This is a genomic window from Enterobacter sp. MGH 16 (genome assembly GCF_000493175.1).
GTDB classification, from domain to species: Bacteria; Pseudomonadota; Gammaproteobacteria; order Enterobacterales; family Enterobacteriaceae; genus Enterobacter; species Enterobacter roggenkampii.
Window position 1 is genome coordinate 1100592 of sequence record NZ_KI535695.1, and the last position, 20907, is coordinate 1121498.

At 58.6% G+C, this 20907-nt stretch carries 18 protein-coding genes and 1 other RNA gene; 10 read left to right on the forward strand and 9 right to left on the reverse strand.

The genetic code is table 11. The features are described from left to right. Position 1: 1 nt before the first annotated feature. The 7 genes from ihfA to selO all read left to right on the forward strand — a co-directional run bounded on the left by ihfA (position 2) and on the right by selO (position 5767). Positions 2 to 301 carry an integration host factor subunit alpha gene (gene ihfA, locus L362_RS17375; RefSeq protein ID WP_003857805.1) on the forward strand — a complete coding sequence of 100 codons (300 nt, stop codon included), beginning with the start codon at positions 2 to 4 and terminating at the stop codon, positions 299 to 301. Between the two features lie 103 nt (positions 302 to 404). Continuing rightward, on the forward strand, positions 405 to 1385 hold the full coding sequence (gene btuC, locus L362_RS17370; protein WP_023343938.1) for a vitamin B12 ABC transporter permease BtuC: 981 nt from the start codon (positions 405 to 407) through the stop codon (positions 1383 to 1385). Positions 1386 to 1407: 22 nt separating this feature from the next. Next, the gene (locus tag L362_RS17365; RefSeq protein ID WP_021241087.1) at positions 1408 to 1959 is read left to right on the forward strand and encodes a glutathione peroxidase; all 552 of its coding nucleotides are present in this window, start codon (positions 1408 to 1410) and stop codon (positions 1957 to 1959) included. After that, positions 1959 to 2714, forward strand: a complete 756-nt coding sequence (btuD, locus tag L362_RS17360) for a vitamin B12 ABC transporter ATP-binding protein BtuD (protein WP_023343939.1) — start codon at positions 1959 to 1961, stop codon at positions 2712 to 2714. The genes L362_RS17365 and btuD overlap by 1 nt, the downstream gene beginning before the upstream one ends. Before the next feature lie 74 nt (positions 2715 to 2788). Continuing rightward, positions 2789 to 3253 carry an NlpC/P60 family protein gene (locus tag L362_RS17355; RefSeq protein WP_008500650.1) on the forward strand — a complete coding sequence of 155 codons (465 nt, stop codon included), beginning with the start codon at positions 2789 to 2791 and terminating at the stop codon, positions 3251 to 3253. A 293-nt stretch (positions 3254 to 3546) separates the two neighbouring features. Then, a complete protein-coding gene (locus tag L362_RS17350) occupies positions 3547 to 4263 on the forward strand; it encodes an EAL domain-containing protein (RefSeq protein ID WP_023343940.1) in 717 nt (238 codons plus the stop codon). A 61-nt stretch (positions 4264 to 4324) separates the two neighbouring features. After that, a complete protein-coding gene (selO, locus tag L362_RS17345; protein ID WP_023343941.1) occupies positions 4325 to 5767 on the forward strand; it encodes a protein adenylyltransferase SelO in 1443 nt (480 codons plus the stop codon). Positions 5768 to 5805: 38 nt separating this feature from the next. Here the strand turns inward: selO and L362_RS17340 are convergent, their stop codons facing one another. The 8 genes from L362_RS17340 to ppsR form a co-directional block, all read right to left on the reverse strand. Continuing rightward, a complete protein-coding gene (locus tag L362_RS17340; protein ID WP_023343942.1) occupies positions 5806 to 6585 on the reverse strand; it encodes a heme ABC transporter ATP-binding protein in 780 nt (259 codons plus the stop codon). Next, positions 6578 to 7570 (reverse strand): FecCD family ABC transporter permease, encoded by a 993-nt coding sequence (locus tag L362_RS17335; RefSeq protein ID WP_023343943.1) that lies wholly within the window; start codon positions 7568 to 7570, stop codon positions 6578 to 6580. Before L362_RS17335 ends, L362_RS17340 begins: the two co-directional genes overlap by 8 nt. Further along, positions 7570 to 8391, reverse strand: a complete 822-nt coding sequence (locus tag L362_RS17330) for a heme/hemin ABC transporter substrate-binding protein (protein WP_023343944.1) — start codon at positions 8389 to 8391, stop codon at positions 7570 to 7572. The genes L362_RS17335 and L362_RS17330 overlap by 1 nt, the downstream gene beginning before the upstream one ends. Then, positions 8388 to 9416 carry a hematinate-forming heme oxygenase ChuS gene (gene chuS / locus L362_RS17325; protein ID WP_023343945.1) on the reverse strand — a complete coding sequence of 343 codons (1029 nt, stop codon included), beginning with the start codon at positions 9414 to 9416 and terminating at the stop codon, positions 8388 to 8390. The genes L362_RS17330 and chuS overlap by 4 nt, the downstream gene beginning before the upstream one ends. A 35-nt stretch (positions 9417 to 9451) precedes the next feature. Then, positions 9452 to 11434 carry a TonB-dependent hemoglobin/transferrin/lactoferrin family receptor gene (locus L362_RS17320; RefSeq protein WP_023343946.1) on the reverse strand — a complete coding sequence of 661 codons (1983 nt, stop codon included), beginning with the start codon at positions 11432 to 11434 and terminating at the stop codon, positions 9452 to 9454. Positions 11435 to 11506: 72 nt separating this feature from the next. After that, the gene (hemP, locus tag L362_RS0122860) at positions 11507 to 11689 is read right to left on the reverse strand and encodes a hemin uptake protein HemP (protein ID WP_021241095.1); all 183 of its coding nucleotides are present in this window, start codon (positions 11687 to 11689) and stop codon (positions 11507 to 11509) included. 197 nt (positions 11690 to 11886) lie between these two features. Further along, positions 11887 to 12933, reverse strand: a complete 1047-nt coding sequence (gene aroH / locus L362_RS17315) for a 3-deoxy-7-phosphoheptulonate synthase AroH (RefSeq protein ID WP_008500645.1) — start codon at positions 12931 to 12933, stop codon at positions 11887 to 11889. A 152-nt stretch (positions 12934 to 13085) separates the two neighbouring features. Continuing rightward, positions 13086 to 13919, reverse strand: a complete 834-nt coding sequence (gene ppsR, locus L362_RS17310) for a posphoenolpyruvate synthetase regulatory kinase/phosphorylase PpsR (RefSeq protein ID WP_008500644.1) — start codon at positions 13917 to 13919, stop codon at positions 13086 to 13088. Positions 13920 to 14254: 335 nt separating this feature from the next. On the opposite strand from ppsR, the gene ppsA reads away from it, so the two are divergent. From ppsA to L362_RS17295, 3 genes are all read left to right on the forward strand, one after another. Further along, on the forward strand, positions 14255 to 16633 hold the full coding sequence (gene ppsA, locus L362_RS17305; protein ID WP_023343947.1) for a phosphoenolpyruvate synthase: 2379 nt from the start codon (positions 14255 to 14257) through the stop codon (positions 16631 to 16633). 234 nt (positions 16634 to 16867) lie between these two features. Then, the gene (locus tag L362_RS17300) at positions 16868 to 18268 is read left to right on the forward strand and encodes an MFS transporter (RefSeq protein WP_023343948.1); all 1401 of its coding nucleotides are present in this window, start codon (positions 16868 to 16870) and stop codon (positions 18266 to 18268) included. A gap of 3 nt (positions 18269 to 18271) precedes the next feature. Continuing rightward, positions 18272 to 20647 (forward strand): glycoside hydrolase family 3 N-terminal domain-containing protein, encoded by a 2376-nt coding sequence (locus L362_RS17295; protein WP_023343949.1) that lies wholly within the window; start codon positions 18272 to 18274, stop codon positions 20645 to 20647. Positions 20648 to 20652: 5 nt separating this feature from the next. On the opposite strand, the gene rprA is transcribed toward L362_RS17295, so the two are convergent. After that, positions 20653 to 20760, reverse strand: an RNA gene (gene rprA / locus L362_RS23730) — antisense sRNA RprA. Positions 20761 to 20907: the final 147 nt, after the last annotated feature.

Below are 20907 nucleotides of genomic sequence, written 5' to 3' on the forward strand. Positions count from 1 at the left end.
TATGGCGCTTACAAAAGCTGAAATGTCAGAATATCTGTTTGATAAGCTTGGGCTTAGCAAACGGGATGCCAAAGAGCTGGTAGAGCTGTTTTTCGAAGAGATCCGTCGTGCTCTGGAAAATGGTGAGCAGGTAAAACTCTCCGGCTTTGGCAATTTTGATTTGCGAGATAAAAACCAACGTCCGGGCCGCAACCCGAAGACGGGGGAAGATATTCCCATTACAGCCCGCCGCGTGGTGACCTTCAGACCCGGCCAGAAGTTAAAAAGCCGTGTCGAAAACGCAACGCCCAAAGCAGAGTAATATGAACTAACTAAAAAGGCCGCCCACGCGGCCTTTTTTCTTTGCGCTCTCAGGCAAACCCGCCGTAAAATCAATTACATCTCTCGCTACGAAAACCGTAAACATGCTTGATTATGTCCATCTCCAGCACCGTTCCGATCGGCGTCACCTGCTTATTCTGGTGCTGCTGCTCATTGTCGCCGCAGGCGTTAGCCTCTGCGCCGGTGACCGGTGGATAGGGCCCGAAAGCTGGTGGGGACCTGACGGACAGCTCTTCGTCTGGCAAATTCGTCTGCCGCGTACCGTCGCGGTGATGCTGGTGGGGGCCGCGCTGGCGCTGTGCGGCACCATTATGCAGGCGTTGTTTGAGAATCCTCTGGCGGAGCCCGGGCTGCTCGGCGTGTCTAACGGTGCGGGCGTGGGGCTGATTGCAGCGGTGATGCTGGGCGGAGGAGAACTCTCCGGCTGGAGCATTAGCCTGAGCGCGATCCTTGGCGCATTACTGATAACGCTCATCCTTCTTCGTTTTGCCAGACGGCACTTATCGACCAGCCGTCTGCTGCTTGCCGGCGTGGCACTGGGGATCATCTGTAGCGCGCTGATGACCTGGGCGGTCTACTTCTCGACCTCTTTTGACCTTCGGCAGCTCATGTACTGGATGATGGGCGGCTTTGGCGGCGTCGACTGGCAGCAGGGCTGGCTGATGGCGCTGCTGGTGCCGGTCATCGTGTGGGCTGCCCTGCAGTCGCAGCCGTTGAATATGCTCGCGCTGGGTGAAACCTCAGCCCGCCAGCTGGGCATGCCGATTGGGTTCTGGCGTAATGTGCTGGTCATCGCCATTGGCTGGCTGGTCGGCGTCAGCGTGGCTCTGGCGGGCGCGATTGGCTTTATCGGTCTGGTGATTCCGCATATGCTTCGACTGTGCGGAATCACGGACCATCGAACCTTGCTTCCGGCCTCGGCGGTTGCCGGGGCCGTCACGCTGCTGGTGGCCGACATCATCGCCAGGCTTGCCCTGACGGCCGCAGAGCTGCCCATTGGCGTGGTGACCGCCACGCTGGGCGCGCCGGTCTTTATCTGGCTACTATTAAAAGCTGGACGTTAAATCGACAACCTGAGGAAATGCTATGCAGTCAGATATCCTGAATACTGAAGTGACCACCATTGATGGCGATAAAACCACGCTGGAAGGCTACAAAGGCAACGTGTTGCTGATCGTCAACGTGGCATCCAAATGCGGCCTGACGCCGCAGTACGAGCAGCTGGAAAACATTCAGAAGGCCTGGGAGAAAGACGGTTTTACCGTGCTGGGCTTCCCCTGCAACCAGTTTCTGGGGCAGGAGCCGGGCAGCGAAGAGGAGATTAAAACCTTCTGCAGCACTACCTACGGCGTAACGTTCCCACTGTTCAGCAAAATCGATGTCAACGGTGAAGACCGCCATCCGCTGTATGCGAAGCTGATCGCTGCCGCACCGAAAGCCGTCGCGCCGGAAGGCAGCGGTTTTTATGAACGCATGGCCAGCAAAGGCCGCGCGCCGCTTTATCCGGACGATATTCTGTGGAACTTTGAAAAATTCCTGATAGGTCGCGACGGTCAGGTCGTACAGCGTTTTTCACCGGATATGACCCCTGAAGATCCGATCGTCATGGAATCGATCAAGCTGGCGCTGGCGAAATAATGTCGCTGCTGATGCAGCTCACGGACGTTGCCGAGAAGGGACGTCTGGAGCCGATAACCGGCGCCGTCAATGCGGGAGAAATCCTGCATCTTGTCGGGCCAAACGGCGCAGGAAAGAGCACGCTGCTGGCACGGATGGCAGGCATGACTGCCGGAGAAGGGCAGATAATGTTGCTGGAGCATACGCTGGCCGAGTGGTCGCCGGTCTCGCTGGCGCATCGGCGCAGCTATCTCGTGCAGCAGCAGGTGCCCCCCTTTGCGATGCCGGTCTGGCACTATCTGATGCTGCATTTGCACAACAAACATTCTACGGCACTGCTGACGGACGTGGCCGCGGCGCTGGGGCTGGAGGATAAACTCTCCCGGCATGTCAGCCAGCTATCCGGCGGCGAATGGCAGCGGGTGCGTCTGGCGGCTGTCATTGTTCAGATCCACCCGTCCGGTAATCCTCATGGGCGGATGCTGCTTCTTGATGAACCGATGAGCGGTCTGGATGTGGCGCAGCAGGCGGCCCTGGATACCCTGCTAAGTGCGCTCAGCCGAAAAGGCATCGCCGTGGTGATGAGCAGTCATGACCTCAACCACACCTTGCGTCATGCCCACCGGGTGTGGCTGCTGTCGCAGGGGAAGATGATCGCCAGCGGTACGCGGGATCAGGTTCTTACGCCGCCCTATCTTGCCCGCGCGTACAACATGTCGTTCCGCAGGCTGGATATTGAGGGCCATAAGATGCTGATTTCGACCGGGCAGGAGTAAGCGTTTCTTGCCTGCGAGCACAATTGCACGCTAAATTACGAAAAGAACAAAAAAAGCAGAGGATTCGTCTGAAAATGCGATTCTGGTTTCTCCTGATGGCCGCACTTTTTCTTGCGGGATGCAGTAGCCATCGTGCACCGCCGCCTAACCCACGGCTTTCAGATTCGATCACCGTCATTGCCAGCCTCAACGATCAGCTGAGCAACTGGCGCGGCACGCCTTATCGCTACGGCGGCATGAGCCGTGGCGGTGTAGATTGCTCCGGCTTCGTTCTGATGACGTTTCGCGACAAGTTTGATTTACAGCTGCCGCGTGAAACGCGTAAACAGGCAGAAATCGGCACGGAAATTGATAAAGACGACCTCCTGCCCGGGGACCTGGTTTTCTTCAAAACCGGATCGGGGGAAAGCGGACTTCATGTGGGCATTTATGATACTGACAACCAGTTCATTCACGCCTCGACGAGCCGCGGCGTGATGCGCTCTTCTCTTGATAATGTTTACTGGCGTAAAAATTTCTGGCAGGCACGACGTATATAATCTTCGTCGTATACCTCTCTTATCACGGCATGGTAGCGAATAAACATGCCGTTTTTTCTCAAATAAGATGATTAAAGTTAAATTTACCTAAAATTAGCGAATCCCTCATGTATCTGTTTTATCTAAAACTGGCTATTATTTTGCAACCAGGATAAGATTATTTTAGATTCAGGGAAAAATCTGAAAATTAATACGGAACTAATGAAATTAATCTTATTAAAATCAAGACAGTGGAATTGTGTCGGCAATTGCTCCAGGATGTCCTCTCTCATCTTTAATGCGGGGCGAGTGCAATGATAATTACGCTAGATAATGCTTACCAGTCTGAACTGCTGCTTTTGCCTGCCCGTAATAGCGCAGGGGAGCTTAAAGGTTTAGAAATTCTGGTTAACTTTACTGGCGTCGACAGCGATGTGCGGATCCCCACTGAGCTTGTTATCCCACGACTTTCAGCGGCTGAAGAGTTAGCGCTGTTTAAAGAAAAACTTCAATTGCTTGATACCTGCAAACTGTTTTTTATTCAGCATCAGTTAATTGCATGGATCAATATTACACCTGCAATAGTTGAATTTTTATTAAGTAATAGAAACGCTGTTTCAATTCTTGAGCGTTATCCGTTTCTTGAGTTTACTGTTAATGAGAATTATCCAGGTTTAAATAACGGAAAGGACAATCTTCAGCTGGCGAGAATGGCAATCCATTTCCCATTGGTGCTGGCAAACTTTGGTGCAGGCGCTGCATCGCTCAAGGCGGTCTACGATGGATTATTTAAACGGGTTATTCTCGATAAAGGCTTCATTCAGCAGCGTGCTTCAGAGCTCTCTTTTGAGCCATTTATGCGCGCCATCCTCTGGCAAATCACGCCGCACTGCCAGTCTGTGATTGTCTCGGGCATTGACGACCACGGTCTGTTGCAGCGCGTGTTGTCCTTTAATTTTGGCGCCATGCAGGGAACACTCTGGCCTGCCGTCTCGGCGGAACACGTCACTACGCTGGTTCAGCAGCGATAACCCTTGCTTTCGCCCGTGTTTAAGTCCGGGTAAACCCTCTACACTAAAAGCAGGAGGACTTATGACCCTGTCTTTTACTGCTCACTGGCATGACGAGTTGCCGGGATTTTATACTGCACTCAAACCCACACCGTTACAAAATTCACGCCTTATCTGGCATAACGATCGGCTGGCAGAAGAGCTGGCCATTCCGCCTGAGCTGTTTCAGCGTTCAGGGAGCGCTGGCGTCTGGGGAGGCGAAACGCTGCTCGCCGGTATGCAACCCCTAGCTCAGGTCTATAGCGGGCATCAGTTTGGCGTCTGGGCTGGGCAACTGGGCGACGGCAGGGGGATCCTGCTCGGTGAACAACAGCTTCCCAACGGGGAGACGGTTGACTGGCACCTTAAAGGTGCGGGCCTGACGCCCTATTCGCGGATGGGCGACGGGCGTGCGGTTCTGCGTTCAACGATTCGCGAATGCCTGGGCTCCGAAGCGATGCATGCCCTCGGTATCCCCACCACCCGTGCGCTGTCGATCGTGACCAGCGACACGCCGGTTGCGCGCGAAACCGTGGAAAAGGGCGCAATGCTGATGCGCATTGCGCAAAGCCATTTGCGCTTCGGTCATTTTGAGCACTTTTACTATCGCCGCGAGCCGGACAAGGTGCGCCAGCTGGCTGACTTTGCCATTCGTCACCACTGGGCGCATTTGCAGGACGACGCGGATCAATACGTTCTCTGGTTCAGGGACGTGGTGGCCCGTACCGCAGCCCTGATTGCCCGCTGGCAAACGGTAGGTTTTGCCCATGGCGTCATGAATACGGACAACATGTCGCTTCTTGGGTTGACCTTTGACTACGGCCCGTTTGGTTTCCTGGATGATTATCAGCCAGGGTACATCTGTAACCACTCCGACTATCAGGGGCGCTACAGTTATGACAATCAGCCCGCGGTGGGCCTGTGGAACCTGCAGCGGCTTGCGCAAACCCTGTCGCCGTTCATCGACGTTGATGCCCTGAATGATGCGCTCGACAGCTATCAGGCGATCTTACTGCGAGAGTATGGCTCGCTGATGCGCAACAAGCTGGGGCTAGTCACGCAGGAGAAGGGCGATAACGACATCCTCAATGGCCTGTTTGCCCTGATGGCGCGCGAGGGCAGCGATTACACGCGCACCTTCCGGATGCTGGGCCAGACGGAGCAGCACAGTGCCGCCTCGCCGCTGCGCGATGAGTTTATTGACAGACAGGCGTTTGACGACTGGTTTGCATCGTACCGCGCGCGGCTGCAGCAGGAGCAGGTGGATGATGCGACCCGCCAGGCGCAGATGAACGCTACGAACCCTGCGATGGTGTTGCGCAACTGGCTGGCGCAGCGGGCGATTGAGCAGGCCGAGCAGGGCGAGTACGACGAGTTACACCGTCTGCACGTGGCGTTGCGCACGCCGTTTGCCGACCGGGATGATGATTACGTCAGCCGCCCGCCTGAGTGGGGCAAGCGGCTGGAGGTCAGTTGCTCAAGCTAGTGTCTGGCCGGAGTCGGCGTCATCAGAATCCGGACCGGTCAGGGGGCGAGAAACACCTGCGGCACGGCGTGAGCCGGATGCCTGCCGACGTGAACCTGTGCGCCGTACCAGCGCGCCAGCGCATCGGCCTGCAAAACGGTTTCCGGCTCTCCCTGGGACACGATCCTGCCGCTGTGCAGGAGCAGGATGCGATCCGCCCACAGCGCTGCCAGGTTGAGGTCGTGCAGCACCGCGCACACGTGCAGATGTCCCCGGCTGGTCAGGGATTTCAGCAGGCGCAGCAGATGCTGCTGGTGATAGAGATCCAGCGCGGACGTCGGTTCATCAAGAAACAGCCAGCCGCGCGGCGCACCGTCGCACCAGAGCTGAGCCAGCGCGCGGGCGAGCTGAACGCGCTGCTGCTCGCCGCCGGAGAGCGCGGCAAACTGCCTGCCCGCCAGCGGTAAACAACCGGTGATGGCCATCACCTCCTCGATCACCGACGCTTCTGGCGTGCGGGTCCAGGGCGCACGCCCCATACCGACCACCGCCTCAACCGGCCAGTCAAATCCGAGCTGCGTGCTCTGGCGCATCACCGCCCGGTAGCGGGAGAGCCTTTCCGGCTGCCAGGCCGCAAGCGGTGTGCCCGCCAGGCTGCACCGTCCCCCAGCAGGTTTAAGATAGCCGGTAAGCAGCCGCAACAGCGTCGATTTCCCGGCGCCGTTGGGGCCAATCAACGCCACCAGCTCGCCCTGAGATAAGGTCAGCGACACGTCGTTAATCAGCGTGCGTTGCCCGGCGCGAAAAACAAGGTTTTCTGCACAATAGCGTTCAGCCATGCGCACCTCCACGACGAAAGATCAGCCACAGGAACCACGGCGCGCCGAGAAGGCTGGTCAATAAGCCAACCGGCATTTCCGCCGGAGCGACCACGTTGCGCGCCAGCGTGTCGGCCACCAGCAGGAGCAGCGCACCGGCCAGCACCGAGCCGGGGAGCGTGGCCCGGTGGTCGGCTCCCAGCCACATGCGCACCAGGTGCGGCACCACCAGGCCAACAAAACCGATCACGCCGCTGATCGCAACGGCGGCAGCCACCAGCAGGGCGCTGCACAGCAGCAGGATCCGCTGCACGGCGGCCACCTCCACGCCGAGATAGTGCGCCTCTTCGTCGCCCAGCTGCAGCAGGTTGAGGGGCCCTGCCAGACGCCAGATAACCAGCACGGTGGGGATCATCAGCGACGCGACGGCCAGCAGCGTCGACCACTGCGCCTGGCCGAGGCTGCCCATTCCCCAGAGTGAAAGCTGGCGAAGCTGGGCATCATTGCTGAGCCATGACAGCACGCCGACGGCCGCACCGCACAGGGCGTTGATAGCAATGCCTACCAGCAGCAGGCGCGACAGGGAAGCGTCACGCTGACGGCTGAGCAGGAAAATCACGAAGGTGGCGGCCAGCGCGCCGAGAAACGCCGCCAGCATCGGGGCATACAGCATCACCAGTGCAGGCAACGAGAGCGGAAGCACCACCCACAGCGCGACGGCAAGTGCCGCGCCGCTGCTGATGCCGAGCAGGCCCGGGTCCGCCAGCGGGTTGCGGAACAGCCCCTGCATCACGCAGCCCGCGAGCGCCAGCGAACCGCCGATCGCCAGCGCTAGCAGCACGCGTGGCAGGCGGATCGTCAGCCAGATCTGACGCAGGGCCTCGTCGGTGCCGTTCCAAAGCAGGCTGATCGGCAGGCGCAGCGCGCCAATACCGCTGGCCGTCAGCGTCGTGACGACCAGCAGCGCGGCCAGCATCCACAATGACAGGGCGACTCGCCGGGACATCAGGGCAGTTGCTCCGCTTTGGTACGCAGCTGCCGGATGGCTTCCGGCGTTCGCACGCTAAAGCCCAGCAGCGCCATATCATCAATCGCCAGCACCTGCTTATTGCGTCCTGCCGGGGTTTGCGCCAGCCCGGGCAGCGTCCACAGATTCGCTTCCCCGCCCAGGGCGTTGATGCCGTCCTGCGAAATCACCACCAGATCGGGCCGGCTGGCAATCACCCCTTCCTGAGACAGCGGCTGATAGCGGGTGAACCCCTGCATCGCATTCTGCAGCCCCGCCGCGCGAATGGCCGCGTCCGCGCCGGTCTGTTGTCCGGCAGCCATCGCGGTCATCCCGCCGTGGTTGAGAATAAACAGCACCCGCTTGTTGAGCGGCGATGTGGGCAGGGTTGACAGCGCCTGACGCAGCTTGCCGCGCAGGGCTTCCCCCTCGGCCTCGCGATGCGTCGCTTCCGCCACGATCCGCACCTTTTCGTCAATGACGCTCAAATCGTTAGCGGCTGGAACCGCGATAACCCGGACGTGGCTTTGCTCAACCTGCTTTAGCGCCAGAGACGGCTGCGCCTGGGCGCTGGCCAGCACCAGCGTGGGGCGCATGGACAAGATCCCTTCCGCGTTGAGCTGGCGCAGATAGCCCACGTCCGGCAGCACGTTCGCCGCCTGCGGCCACTGGCTGGTGCTGTCGCGGGCCACCAGGGAAGACGACGCGCCGAGGGCGTAGACAATCTCGGTGACGTCGCCGCCGAGCGTGACGATTTTCTCCTGCGGCGCAGCAAACGCCAGCAGGGGCAGGGCGCTGAACAGGACAAGCCACCGTTTCATGCGGCCAGCCCTTTCGCCGTCAGGGCGTCTATCTGGCTGCGCCACTGGCTTTGCTCCGGCTCGCCTTCGGTGCGCTGGCCGTACAGCTGGGCGATTTGCGTCCCGTCGGCGGCAAACAGCTCCAGGCTGGTGACATGCCCGTCAGCGGTTGGTTTGCGCGTGACCCACGTCTCCGCAATGGCGTCTTCAAGCAGGTGCAGGGTAAAGGTTGAGTTGAAGATGTTCAGCCAGCCTTTCATCGGCGCCAGCTTTTCCACCACGCCGGTGAAAATCTGTACGCAGCCGCGGTTGCCGACGAAGACCATGATTTCATTGCCGTCCCGGCGCGCCGTCTCCAGCAGTTGCGCCAGCGCGCTGTTCTCTACCCGACAGGCCAGATCGTCCCCCACCAGGCGAAACGCCTGCTGGCGGCTGAGGTTATGGCGTTTGAGGAGACCGTAGAACTGGTGCACGTCGGTCATGGCGCGCCACTCTTTGTCCACGAGGTCGGCTTGCGCATTTTCCGCGTGAGCAGGCGCGTCGGGCGCCTTCAACGCCAGCGGTGGATTATCGGCAAAGATAAAACGGGTCAGCACGTCGCCCCAGGCGGAAAGGTCGGTGTTGTCCGTGGCGTAGACCTTCAGCAGGGCATCGCCCTGGTGGTCGAAGAACTGAATGCTCTGCCGCTCGCCGCGGGCGGTGGCTTCACTGATGTGAAACGCGCTTGCCCACTGGTTGAGGAACAGGCGCAGATCCAGCGCGCGCGGGTTCAGCACCAGCCCGGCATGGCCGTTCAGGTGCTGGTTGGTGAAGCTTCCGACCTGCTCGTGAACGGCGTAGTTGTTGCGGCAGATGCATTTGGTTTCGCCCACCGCCTCCAGCGCGCCCAGGATCTCGCGGATCTCACCGCGCAGTCGCCAGGCGTCGTGACCCACGCGGGCAAAGGTCAACTCTGCTTCGCTGATGTTCATTAACCCTGCGATGTCGCGCGCGTACTTACCCGGATTGTCTTCTTTCAGCTCAAGCCAGCGCGTGTAGTGATTCATTTTCTTATCCTTCTGAAGAGTTGCCCCGACGGGAATTACCACTGATAGCTTACGAAAATCTTGCCGTTACGGCCGTCCTGCGGAATGCCCTGAGGTGACCAGTATTCTTTGTCAAAGGCGTTGCCGAGCACCAGCGTCGTGGTCACGCCTTTGAGCTGCTCCTGACCCTTATAGCTGACGTAGAAGTCATTGACCGCGTAGCCCGGCTGCTTGCTGTAGCTGCTGCTGATATGCGTTGAGCGATCGACAAAGGTGCCAATCCAGCCGACGGAAAAACCGCTCTGCGCCACCGGAATGTCCAGCTTGCTGGTGACGGTATCCGGGTTGATGCTGGAGATGTACTCGCCCGTATCGGTGTCTTTCCCGCGCGTGCGGTTATAGGCCAGGTCGAGGTTGAAGAGGTCGGCAGAGTATTTTGCCATCATGTCCCAGCCCCAGATTTTGGCGTTCGGAACGTTATAAGACATGGTGGTCGCGGCGGCAAAATTGACGGTGGTGGAGATATAGTCTTTAGCTTTGGTATCGAAATAGCTGGCTTTAAACTCCAGCGCATCGTTAGCAAGCAGCAGATCGTCAAAGCGCAGACCGAACCCAAACTCCTGCGTTTCGTTGGTTTCCGGGCGCAGGTTCGGGTTTGGCACCCAGTAGTTGGTATAGAAGCGGCCAATAGAGAAGTGTTTGGCGTCGTTGTACATCTCGCCCATGGTGGGCGCGCGGAACGCCTGCGCGTATGAGCCAAACAGCATCAGCCAGTCGGTCGGGCTGACGGTCAACCCGGCGCGGGAGGACCATTTATCGGCATCCACGTCGTCGTAGCCATTGCTGCTGCCGCGGTAGTTGTCATAGCGCGTACCGCCCAGCAGGGTGACCGGCAGATCGCGCAGGGTGATCTCATCCTGCAGCCAGCCGGAGCTGAAGTCGATTTTCGCCTCCGGGAAGCCGGTGGTCGCGCCGCCCGGATGCTGCTCCTGACGGTAGTATTCCCCTCCGTAGGTCAGCAGATGTGCTGCTAAAGTGTCGCTGAACAGGCGGGTGCGGTTTTCCACCTTGCCGCCTTTGGTGGTCTGTTTGCGGAACTCACCGCTGTTGTCGATATTCTGGGCATTAATGCGCGCTTCGGACCAGTAGACCTTCGCGTCGGCGTTCAGCCAGTCGTTACCTTCCGGGGCGATGCGGTAGCCCACCTGCGCGTCACGCTGGATGGTGGAGCGATCGGTCATCGGGTTACTGCTGTCCGTCCCCGTGGTTTGCGGGTTTTTTGGTTCCTGCGCATCGTTGTTGTAGTAGCGCAGGGCGCCGCTGAGGGTCTGGGCCGGGTCGATTTTCCAGCTGCCTTTCGCCAGCATGTTATTGATGGATTCGTCGTTAGGGGCGGTTGCTCCGTCGCTCTGGCGAATATCACCGCGATCCCGGCTGGACCAGGCCACCAGACCGTCCAGGGTGTCGGTGCGGCCGTAGGCGCTGGCCCCCATGCCGAGACTGTGATCGCCCGTCGCGCCCGTCCCAAACACGCGGTAGCCGCTGTTTTTACCCGTTTCCAGCAGGTCTTTTGCATCGACGGTGTCATAGGAAATCACGCCGCCCAGCGCGCCGCTGCCGTACAGCAGGGCCGACGGGCCGCGAACCACTTCGATACGTTTAATCAGCGCCGGATCGAGGAACGTGCTGTTCAGGTGGCCGGTGTCGGTGCCCTGACGCACGCCGTCAACCAGCACCAGCACGCCGCGACGATCGTAGCCGCGCAGGTTCACGTCCTGCCCGTTGGTGCGCCCGGTGCCGTCCAGCATCAGGCCGGGAACGTTACGCAGCAGGTCGGCCGCCGAGCTGGCGGTTTGTTTCTCCGGGGCGGTGGCATCAATCACGCTCACCATCATGGGGGCTTCAAAGGCGCTGCGGGCGTTGCCCGTGGCGGTGACGGTCATTTCATCTGCGGCAGCAAACGCGACGCCCGGCAGGCTGCTGACAATCGCCAGCGCCAGAAGTGACGGGCGTAAAGACGCGGAAGGCAGGTGTGGCATAGCAACTCTCCATAAAGAATCGAAAGCGCTGGCTGCCTGGGGATCACCTGGGTGGCTGGCGAAGTTTTTGGTTTATTTTGTGAGGATCAGTTTTCCGGCATGGGTCTGGCGCAGCAGATAGCGCTGGCCGTCATGCTCGATAATGACCCGCCCCGCATCGCCGAGCAGGGTTTTGCTGTCAATCCGACGCTCGGTAGGGGCTGGTGCTGTGTCTGTTTTTGCTGGCGTTGCCGCGCTGTTATCCGTACGTGACATAATATTTATAAATAACAATCAATGTAACAATGATAATCATTATCAATAAACTGCAAATTTACGGCAAGCGTTTTTGTGAAAAAAGGGTGAGAGGATCAATCTTGTGCAATGAAAAGCCCGGTGGCGGCTTCGCCTTACCGGGCCTACAACGGCAAGAATCGTAGGCCGGGTAAGCGAAGCCGCCCCCCGGCAGGATGTTAAAAGCGCGTGTCCACGGCTGCAGCAAGCTTCTCCAGCAGCAGCTCGCTGTCTTCCCAGCTCAGGCACGGGTCGGTGATCGACTGGCCGTATACCATCTGCTGGCCAGCAACGATTTTCTGCGTGCCTTCTTTGATAAAGCTCTCCGCCATAATCCCTGCAACGGCGGTTGAACCGCTGCGGATCTGCTGGCAGATCTCATCGCAGACGTCCAGCTGGCGGCGATGCTGCTTCTGGCAGTTGCCGTGGCTGAAGTCCACCACCAGATGTTCCGGCAGGTCGAATTCCGCCAGCGTTTCACAGGCCGCAGCAATATCTTGTGCATGATAATTGGGCTTCTTCCCGCCGCGCATGATGATGTGCCCGTACGGGTTACCGCTGGTCTGGTAGATGGTCATATGACCGCTCTTGTCCGGCGACAGGAACATGTGGCTGGCACGGGCCGCGCGGATGGCATCAACCGCAATACGCGTATTGCCATCGGTCCCGTTTTTAAAGCCGACCGGACAGGAGAGGGCGGAGGCCATCTCGCGGTGGATTTGGCTCTCGGTGGTGCGTGCGCCAATCGCGCCCCAGCTGATCAGATCGGCGATAAACTGCCCGGTCACCATATCAAGAAACTCGGTGGCGGTCGGCACGCCCAGCTCGTTGACCTGCAAAAGCAGCTTCCGCGCCAGCTCGATGCCGTGGTTCACGCGATAGCTGCCGTTGAGGTCAGGGTCGGAAATCAGTCCTTTCCAGCCCACCACGGTCCGCGGTTTTTCAAAGTAGGTTCGCATCACAATCTCAAGGCGATGCTGGTACTTATCCCGCAGGCCCTGAAGCCGTTTTGCATAATCCATCGCGGCATCCAGATCGTGGATGGAGCAGGGACCAATCACTACCAGAAGACGCTTGTCTTCACCATTGAGGATTTTTTCAATGCGGCGGCGGGAGGCCGTCACGTGTTCCGCAACGGCCGCGGAAACAGGATGCCGCTGGGCCAGTTCAGCCGGCGTGACCAGGCTGTCAATGCGCGCAGTGCGGAGTTCATCGGTTTTATTCATGGAATGTCTCAGAAAATTTTTGCTTCATCGGCAGACTACCGGGAAGTGATGGGCATCACCTTAAACCAATCCCTGCTGATTTCAAGTTCGGGGCGACACCGCCCCGTGGTTGCCGATGATGATACCTGAATCTGAGCTAATGTACTAGCATATTAGTACATGCGGCGATTAAGCCCCATGATGTCGAGAATTTTGGTGGCAATTTCTTCCACAGAGTAGTTGGTGCTGTTCAGCCACGGGATCTGATTTTTGCGGTACAGGGCTTCCACTTCGGAGACCTCCATCCGGCACTGGCGCATGGAGGCGTAGCGGCTGTTCTCGCGGCGCTCTTCGCGGATGGCGGCAAGGCGCTCCGGATTAATGGTCAGCCCGAACAGCTTGTGCTGCAGCGGCTTCAGGGCGGCGGGCAGCACCAGGTTATCCATATCGTCAGCGATGAACGGGTAGTTGGCGGCGCGAATGCCGAACTGCATCGCCAGGTAAAGGCTGGTCGGCGTTTTGCCGCAGCGCGACACGCCAAGCAGGATAACCTGCGCCTGGTCGAGATTACGCAGCGAGATGCCGTCGTCGTGCGCGAGGGTGTAATCGATGGCGGCGATACGGGCATCGTACTTGGTCAGGTTGCCGGGGTTCAGCCCGTGGGTTCGGTGGGCGATAGGCGTTGGGTCGAGCTTCAGCTCGCTTTGCAGCGGAGCCACCAGCGCCTGCACGATATCCTGGCAGAAGCCTTCACTCTGCAGAATGATGGCGCGGATCTCGGGGATCACGATGGAGTAGAACACCAGCGGGCGAACGCCGGTCTGCTGGTAAATGGCGTCGATCTGGTCCTTCACCGCTTTGGCGCGGCTCTCATTTTCGACAAACGGCAGCGTGATGCTGTTGATCGATACGGGAAACTGCGACATCACCGCGTGGCCCAGCACCTCGGCGGTGATCGCCGTACCATCAGAAATATAAAAAACGTGACGATCGACAGCACTATCCATTTTATCCACCCTGAATATCAGACGTAATTGTCTGAAAGCATAAATTAAAAAAGTAATTTACACAGCAAAGAACTTATCCTAATTATGAATGAAACGCTGTTTTTGATTTTCCTGAAAAGTGGATTTCATTTTTCAAATAGCGACTTTATTTTTGGGGTTTCTGGCTGAATATAGAGGAATCATCGGGTTAATCGTTGATGGGAAAGTATCCGAAAAGTTGAAAATTTAAATTGCTTACACGATTCACCGTTTTTTTAGCGGAAATAATTATGCCAGTATAAATACGTAGTCAGGTGTTTCTTACTCCGATCAAATATCACAAAAGGATTGTTTCGATGTCCAACAATGGCTCGTCACCGCTGGTGCTTTGGTATAACCAACTCGGCATGAATGATGTAGACAGAGTTGGGGGCAAAAATGCCTCCCTGGGTGAAATGATTACAAACCTGTCGGGTATGGGTGTCTCCGTACCGAACGGGTTTGCCACCACCGCCGATGCCTTTAACCTGTTTTTAGACCAGAGCGGTGTTAACCAGCGCATTTACGACCTGCTGGATAAAACGGATATTGATGACGTGACCGAGCTTGCCAAAGCCGGGGCGCAGATCCGCCAGTGGATCATCGACACACCTTTCCAGCCGGAACTGGAAAAAGCCATTCACGACGCGTACAACCAGCTCTCCGCTGATGACGCGCAGGCCTCCTTTGCCGTGCGCTCCTCTGCCACCGCAGAAGACATGCCGGACGCCTCGTTTGCCGGGCAGCAGGAAACCTTCCTGAACGTCCAGGGTTACGATGCGGTGCTGGTGGCGGTGAAGCACGTGTTTGCTTCCCTGTTCAACGACCGCGCCATCTCCTATCGCGTGCATCAGGGCTATGACCATCGCGGCGTGGCGCTCTCCGCTGGCGTGCAGCGCATGGTGCGCTCGGACGTGGGCTCATCCGGCGTGATGTTCTCCATTGATACTGAATCCGGCTTCGACCAGGTGGTGTTCATCACCTCCGCGTGGGGGCTGGGTGAGATGGTCGTGCAGGGTGCGGTAAACCCTGACGAATTCTACGTTCACAAGCCTACGCTGGCCGCTGGCCGTCCGGCGGTGGTGCGCCGCACCATGGGCTCGAAAAAAATCCGCATGATCTATGCCCCGACCCAGGAACATGGCAAGCAGGTTAAAATTGAAGACGTACCGCAGGAGCAGCGCGACCGCTTCTCCCTGACCGACGCCGAAGTGCAGGAGCTGGCGAAGCAGGCGGTGCAGATTGAAAAACACTACGGCCGTCCGATGGATATCGAATGGGCGAAAGACGGGAACACCGGCAAGCTGTTTATCGTGCAGGCGCGTCCGGAAACCGTTCGCTCACGCGGCCAGGTGATGGAGCGTTACACGCTGCACGCCCAGGGCAAAATCGTGGCGGAAGGCCGTGCTATCGGTCACCGCATCGGTGCCGGTCCGGTGAAGGTGATCCACGACATCAGCGAGATGAACCGCATTGAGCCCGGCGACGTGCTGGTGACCGACATGACCGACCCGGACTGGGAACCGATCATGAAGAAAGCGGCGGCTATCGTTACCAACCGCGGCGGCCGTACCTGTCACGCGGCGATCATCGCCCGCGAGCTGGGGATTCCTGCGGTTGTCGGCTGCGGTGATGCTACCGAGCGCATGAAGGACGGACAGAACGTGACCGTTTCCTGTGCCGAAGGTGATACCGGCTACGTGTATGCCGATATTCTCGAATTCAGCGTGAAGAGCTCCAGCGTGGATACCATGCCGGACCTGCCGCTGAAGATCATGATGAACGTCGGTAACCCTGACCGCGCGTTTGACTTCGCCTGCCTGCCGAACGAAGGCGTAGGCCTGGCGCGTCTGGAATTTATCATCAACCGTATGATCGGCGTTCACCCGCGTGCGCTGCTGGAGTTTGACGACCAGGAGCCGAAGCTGCAGAACGAAATTCGCGAGATGATGAAAGGCTACGACTCGCCGAAAGAGTTCTACGTCGGCCGTCTGACCGAAGGGATCGCGACGCTGGGTGCCGCTTTCTATCCGAAACGCGTGATTGTGCGTCTGTCTGACTTTAAGTCTAACGAATACGCCAACCTGGTGGGCGGCGAGCGCTACGAGCCGGAAGAAGAGAACCCGATGCTGGGCTTCCGCGGGGCCGGACGCTACGTGTCCGACAGCTTCCGCGACTGCTTCGCGCTGGAGTGTGAGGCGGTGAAGCGCGTGCGCAACGACATGGGGCTGACCAACGTCGAAATCATGATCCCGTTCGTGCGTACCGTCGATCAGGCGAAAGCGGTTGTTGACGAGCTGGCGCGTCAGGGTCTGAAGCGCGGCGAGAACGGGCTGAAGATCATCATGATGTGCGAAATCCCGTCCAACGCCCTGCTGGCCGAGCAGTTCCTGGAGCACTTCGACGGCTTCTCTATCGGCTCGAACGACATGACGCAGCTGACGCTGGGTCTTGACCGCGACTCCGGCGTGGTCTCCGAGCTGTTCGATGAGCGCAACGAGGCGGTAAAAGCATTGCTCTCCCTGTCCATCCGCGCGGCGAAGAAGCAGGGTAAATACGTCGGGATTTGTGGTCAGGGGCCATCCGACCATGAAGACTTTGCCGCCTGGCTCATGGAGGAGGGGATCGATAGCCTGTCCCTGAACCCGGATACCGTGGTGCAAACCTGGCTGAGCCTGGCGGAACTGAACAAGTAACGCCACGCTGACCCGAAAAGGCGAGGATATTATTCCTCGCCTTTTTTATTTCCGCCCGAATATGCTCCCCATCACAAATAAAGTAAAAAACTAAATATCATAATTTGCCTGTCAATTTAGACAATTGTTAGCGCGCAAACCGTTGCTAATACTTGAGCCTTACATGCGCATTTCCCTTCAGATGATGCGCAACTGGTTGAAATACGTTTTAACCTGATAAAAAGGCAAATAACAATGACACTCTCCTCTGTATTGCGTACCAAAGATAAAATAGGTTATGGCTTAGGTGATATGGCCAGCGCGCTGGTCTGGCAAACGGCAACGTTATTTCTCGCCTATTTCTATACGGACGTTTTTGGGCTGCCCGCCGCAATCATGGGCACCATGTTTTTAGTGGTGCGCGTGGTCGATGCGTTTGTCGACCCGTGCATTGGCGCGCTGGTGGATCGCACTCAAACGCGCCACGGCCGTTTCCGTCCCTGGCTGCTGTGGTTCGCCATTCCGTTTGGCGTGAGCTGCCTCATTACTTTCTATGTACCGGACGTGGGGCCGACGGCGAAAATTATTTATGCCTGCCTGACCTATGCGATCCTAAGCCTGATTTACTCCGCGATTAACGTGCCTTACTGCGCCATGCCCGGCGCGCTGACGCTGGATCCGCGCGAGCGTCACTCCCTGCAGTCGTGGCGCTTTGGCCTGTCGTTTATCGGCGGGTTGATTGTGACGGTGATTGCCCTGCCGCTGGTCTCACTGTTAGGCCAGGGCAACGTGCAGAAAGGCTATTTCTACGCCATGAGCCTGATGGGGCTGCTGGGCATTGTGCTGTTTTTCTGCTGCTTCCTGATGACCCGCGAGCGTTATTCTCCGCGCAGTGATACTTCCGGCTCGATGCTCACCGATTTAAAACTGCTGGCCGGAAACAGCCAGTGGCGCATTGTTTTCCTGTTTAATATTTTGCTGTTAACGGCGGTGGTAACGCGCGGTTCCGCCACCATGTATTACGTGAACTATGTGCTGTTGCGCCCGGAACTGGTTTTTGCCTTTATTGTTTCCGGAATGGTCGCCTCCTTAAGCGGCGCACTATTATCTGAACGGCTGCTGGGGAAATTTGACCGCGTGCGCGCCTACCAGTGGACCATTATTTCCTTCGTCATTTTCGGGGCGCTGATTTTCTTCCTGCCGCCTTCGCAGGTGTGGCTGATTTTTGGCCTCAACATTGTCTTTAGCTTTGTGCAAAACCTCACCACGCCGCTGCAGTGGACCATGTTCTCCGATGTGGTCGATTACGAAGAGCATCGCAGCGGCCGCCGCCTGGACGGGCTGGTTTTCTCTACCGCGCTGTTTGCCATCAAATTTGGGCTGGCGCTGGGTGGGGCGGTCGTCGGCTGGGTGCTTGGCATGGTGGATTACGCCCCGGGACAGGCAGCCCAGGCGCCGCACGTGCTCTCTACGATCAACGCCCTGTTCACCCTTATCCCTTGCGCGCTGTTCCTCTGCATGGTCGCGCTGCTTTCAATCTACAAGCTTAACAGTCGGCTGGTGGATTCCATCGCCCGGGAGCTGGCCAGCAAGCGTGAGGTGACACCCGAAGCAGGGCCGCTCAGCCCGGCAACCCCTTCCGCACTACAGGAGTAAAACATGAAAGCTATCTATAAGGACGCGGGACGTCCCGTGCACGAGCGCGTCGCCGATTTACTGGCGCGTATGACCCCGGAAGAGAAGTTCGCCCAGATGCATGCGTACTGGCTGATCCTCGATGAAAACGGCAACCACCGCGAGCGCAGCGACCTCAGCGACGAATTCGCCGGCGTGAGCGAGCAGGCTGCACTGAGCGAACGGCTGAAGCTGGGCGTCGGGCAGATCACCCGTCCGCTGGGTACCCATATCGTTGACGCGAAAACCGGCGTGCGCGCCGCTAACCGCCTGCAGCGCATGATGATGGAGGAGACGCGCCTCGGCATTCCGGCCCTGTTCCATGAAGAGTGCCTGGTGGGGCTGCTGTGCAAAGACGCCACGCTGTTCCCGTCGTCGCTGAACTACGGTTCGACCTGGGATCCGGAACTGGTGCAGCGCGCGGCACAGCAGATCGGCAAAGAGGCGCGATCCGTCGGCTGCCAGCAGGGGCTGGCGCCGGTGCTGGACGTTTCCCGCGACGTGCGCTGGGGGCGAACCGAAGAGACCTTCGGGGAAGATCCGTGGCTGGTGGGGGTGATGGCGACCGCCTACGTGAAAGGCTTACAGGGCGATAAGCGCGATCTGCTGGCGACGCTCAAGCACTACGTGGGCCACTCGTTCAGCGAAGGGGCGCGCAACCATGCGCCGGTACATCTGGGCTTTAGCGAACTGAACGACACCTTCCTGCTACCGTTTGAAATGGCGGTGAAGCTGGCCAATGCCGGGTCGGTGATGCCGGCCTACCACGATATCGACAATCAGCCGGGGCACAGCGACAGCTTCCTGCTGACCACCGTCCTGCGCGAACAGTGGGGCTTCGACGGCATTATTGTGGCGGACTACGGCGGCGTCAGCCTGCTGCACCAGCATCACGGCATTTCCCACGATGCGGCCGAATCCGCCGCGCTGGCGTTCAACGCCGGGCTGGACGTCGAGCTGCCGAAAGATGACTGCGCGCGGCATCTGGCAGACGCCGTTGAGCGCGGGCTGATCTCTATGGCCAAAGTGGATGAGATTGTGGGCCGTGTGCTGACCGAAAAATTCCGTCTCGGTCTGTTTGAACAGCCGTATGCGGATGAAAACGGTATCGTTCTGCAAAATGAGACGACCCGCCAGGTCGCGCGGGAGGTGGCGACGAAATCGGTCACGCTGCTGGAAAACAACGGTATTTTACCGCTCGGCGGTAAGCCCCGCGTGGCGGTGGTGGGGCCGACGGCAGACGATCCGCTGGCGTTGCTCAGCGGCTACAGCTTCCCGGTACATCTGATCATCAGCGATATGGTTGAAGAGACCTCGCAGGTAACGACCCCGCGCGCGGCGCTGGAACACTACCTCGGCGCGTCTCAGGTCCGTTACGCCAAAGGGTGTCACATCATTGAGAAACGGATGGCGGGTGCGCCGGTCTTCCCGGGCGACAGCGGCGGTAAACCGATGCAGCAGTCTCCCGTATCGCAAAGCACCGCGCTGATCCCCGAGGCGGTCAACGCCGCGCAGGAGAGTGACGTGGTGGTGGCCTGCGTGGGCGATCTCGCCGGGCTGTTCCAGAGCGGTACCGTGGGGGAAGGTTCCGACACCGACTCCCTGAATCTGCCGGGCGTGCAGCAGCAGCTGCTGGAGGCGCTGGTGGCGACGGGCAAACCGGTGATTGTCGTGATGACCGGCGGGCGTCCTTACACTCTTCAGGGCCTGGAGGACAAGGTGGCCGCGCTGATCGTGGCGTGGGCACCGGGGCAGGAAGGGGGCTGGGCGATCGCGGACGTGCTAACGGGACGGGCAGAGCCGCAGGGGCGTCTGGTGGTGAGCGTGCCGAAAAGCGCCGGGGCCATGCCGTATTACTACAATCACAAGCTCAAAAGCGGGGGCACGCCGTTTGCGTTCCACTTCGGTTCACGTTATCCGTTTGGCTTCGGCCTCGGCTGGACGACGTTTCGCTGGAATGCTGCCCGCGTCGCTGCAAGCAGCGTGCCGGTCGACGGCGAGGTGACGCTGAGCGTGGATATCACCAATACCGGGGAACGCAGCGGCAGCGAGGTGGTGCAGGTTTACGTCAGGGATAAGGTCGCCACCCAGGTTCGGCCACTCCAGGAGCTGAAGGCGTTCCAGCGCGTCACGCTCTCGCCGGGCGAAACCGCCACGCTCAGCTTTACGCTGCCGGTGGAGATGTTCAACTTCACCCGTCGCGATGGGAAACGCATCGTTGAGCCGGGCGAGTTTGAACTGCAGGTTGGCGCATCGTCGGCGGATATCCGCCAGGTGGTGACGGTCAATGTGACCGGGGAAACGCGGGTGCTGCCTGCCGAGTGGCGGATGCTCAGTACCTGTGAGGTTACGCGCGCGTAGTCAGGATAAAAAAAAGCCCATCGTGGGAGATGGGCAAAGACTACACACAGCAATTCGTTGTTTCACTCAGGGGATTTCCATGCTTATAAATCAAGGTGTTGATTTATAACCGTGTGCTAATAGTAGGCATGTCCGCTTTTAGCGTCGATCGGATTCGTCTCAATAGTTAAAGAGATATAAAGAATTCTTGAGGTTATGAGCAGATTTAGTGCAGAAATTGCGGGTCTGACCAGTGTGCAACGAATAAATACTTTAGCAGC

What these genes read in the sequence shown, in the direction of transcription:
- ihfA (WP_003857805.1), top strand. Translation starts at nt 2, where the DNA reads ATGGCGCTTACAAAAGCTGAAATGTCAGAATATCTGTTTGATAAGCTT.
- btuC (WP_023343938.1), top strand. Translation starts at nt 405, where the DNA reads ATGCTTGATTATGTCCATCTCCAGCACCGTTCCGATCGGCGTCACCTG.
- L362_RS17365 (WP_021241087.1), top strand. Translation starts at nt 1,408, where the DNA reads ATGCAGTCAGATATCCTGAATACTGAAGTGACCACCATTGATGGCGAT.
- btuD (WP_023343939.1), top strand. Translation starts at nt 1,959, where the DNA reads ATGTCGCTGCTGATGCAGCTCACGGACGTTGCCGAGAAGGGACGTCTG.
- L362_RS17355 (WP_008500650.1), top strand. Translation starts at nt 2,789, where the DNA reads ATGCGATTCTGGTTTCTCCTGATGGCCGCACTTTTTCTTGCGGGATGC.
- L362_RS17350 (WP_023343940.1), top strand. Translation starts at nt 3,547, where the DNA reads ATGATAATTACGCTAGATAATGCTTACCAGTCTGAACTGCTGCTTTTG.
- selO (WP_023343941.1), top strand. Translation starts at nt 4,325, where the DNA reads ATGACCCTGTCTTTTACTGCTCACTGGCATGACGAGTTGCCGGGATTT.
- L362_RS17340 (WP_023343942.1), bottom strand. Translation starts at nt 6,585, where the DNA reads ATGGCTGAACGCTATTGTGCAGAAAACCTTGTTTTTCGCGCCGGGCAA.
- L362_RS17335 (WP_023343943.1), bottom strand. Translation starts at nt 7,570, where the DNA reads ATGTCCCGGCGAGTCGCCCTGTCATTGTGGATGCTGGCCGCGCTGCTG.
- L362_RS17330 (WP_023343944.1), bottom strand. Translation starts at nt 8,391, where the DNA reads ATGAAACGGTGGCTTGTCCTGTTCAGCGCCCTGCCCCTGCTGGCGTTT.
- chuS (WP_023343945.1), bottom strand. Translation starts at nt 9,416, where the DNA reads ATGAATCACTACACGCGCTGGCTTGAGCTGAAAGAAGACAATCCGGGT.
- L362_RS17320 (WP_023343946.1), bottom strand. Translation starts at nt 11,434, where the DNA reads ATGCCACACCTGCCTTCCGCGTCTTTACGCCCGTCACTTCTGGCGCTG.
- hemP (WP_021241095.1), bottom strand. Translation starts at nt 11,689, where the DNA reads ATGTCACGTACGGATAACAGCGCGGCAACGCCAGCAAAAACAGACACA.
- aroH (WP_008500645.1), bottom strand. Translation starts at nt 12,933, where the DNA reads ATGAATAAAACCGATGAACTCCGCACTGCGCGCATTGACAGCCTGGTC.
- ppsR (WP_008500644.1), bottom strand. Translation starts at nt 13,919, where the DNA reads ATGGATAGTGCTGTCGATCGTCACGTTTTTTATATTTCTGATGGTACG.
- ppsA (WP_023343947.1), top strand. Translation starts at nt 14,255, where the DNA reads ATGTCCAACAATGGCTCGTCACCGCTGGTGCTTTGGTATAACCAACTC.
- L362_RS17300 (WP_023343948.1), top strand. Translation starts at nt 16,868, where the DNA reads ATGACACTCTCCTCTGTATTGCGTACCAAAGATAAAATAGGTTATGGC.
- L362_RS17295 (WP_023343949.1), top strand. Translation starts at nt 18,272, where the DNA reads ATGAAAGCTATCTATAAGGACGCGGGACGTCCCGTGCACGAGCGCGTC.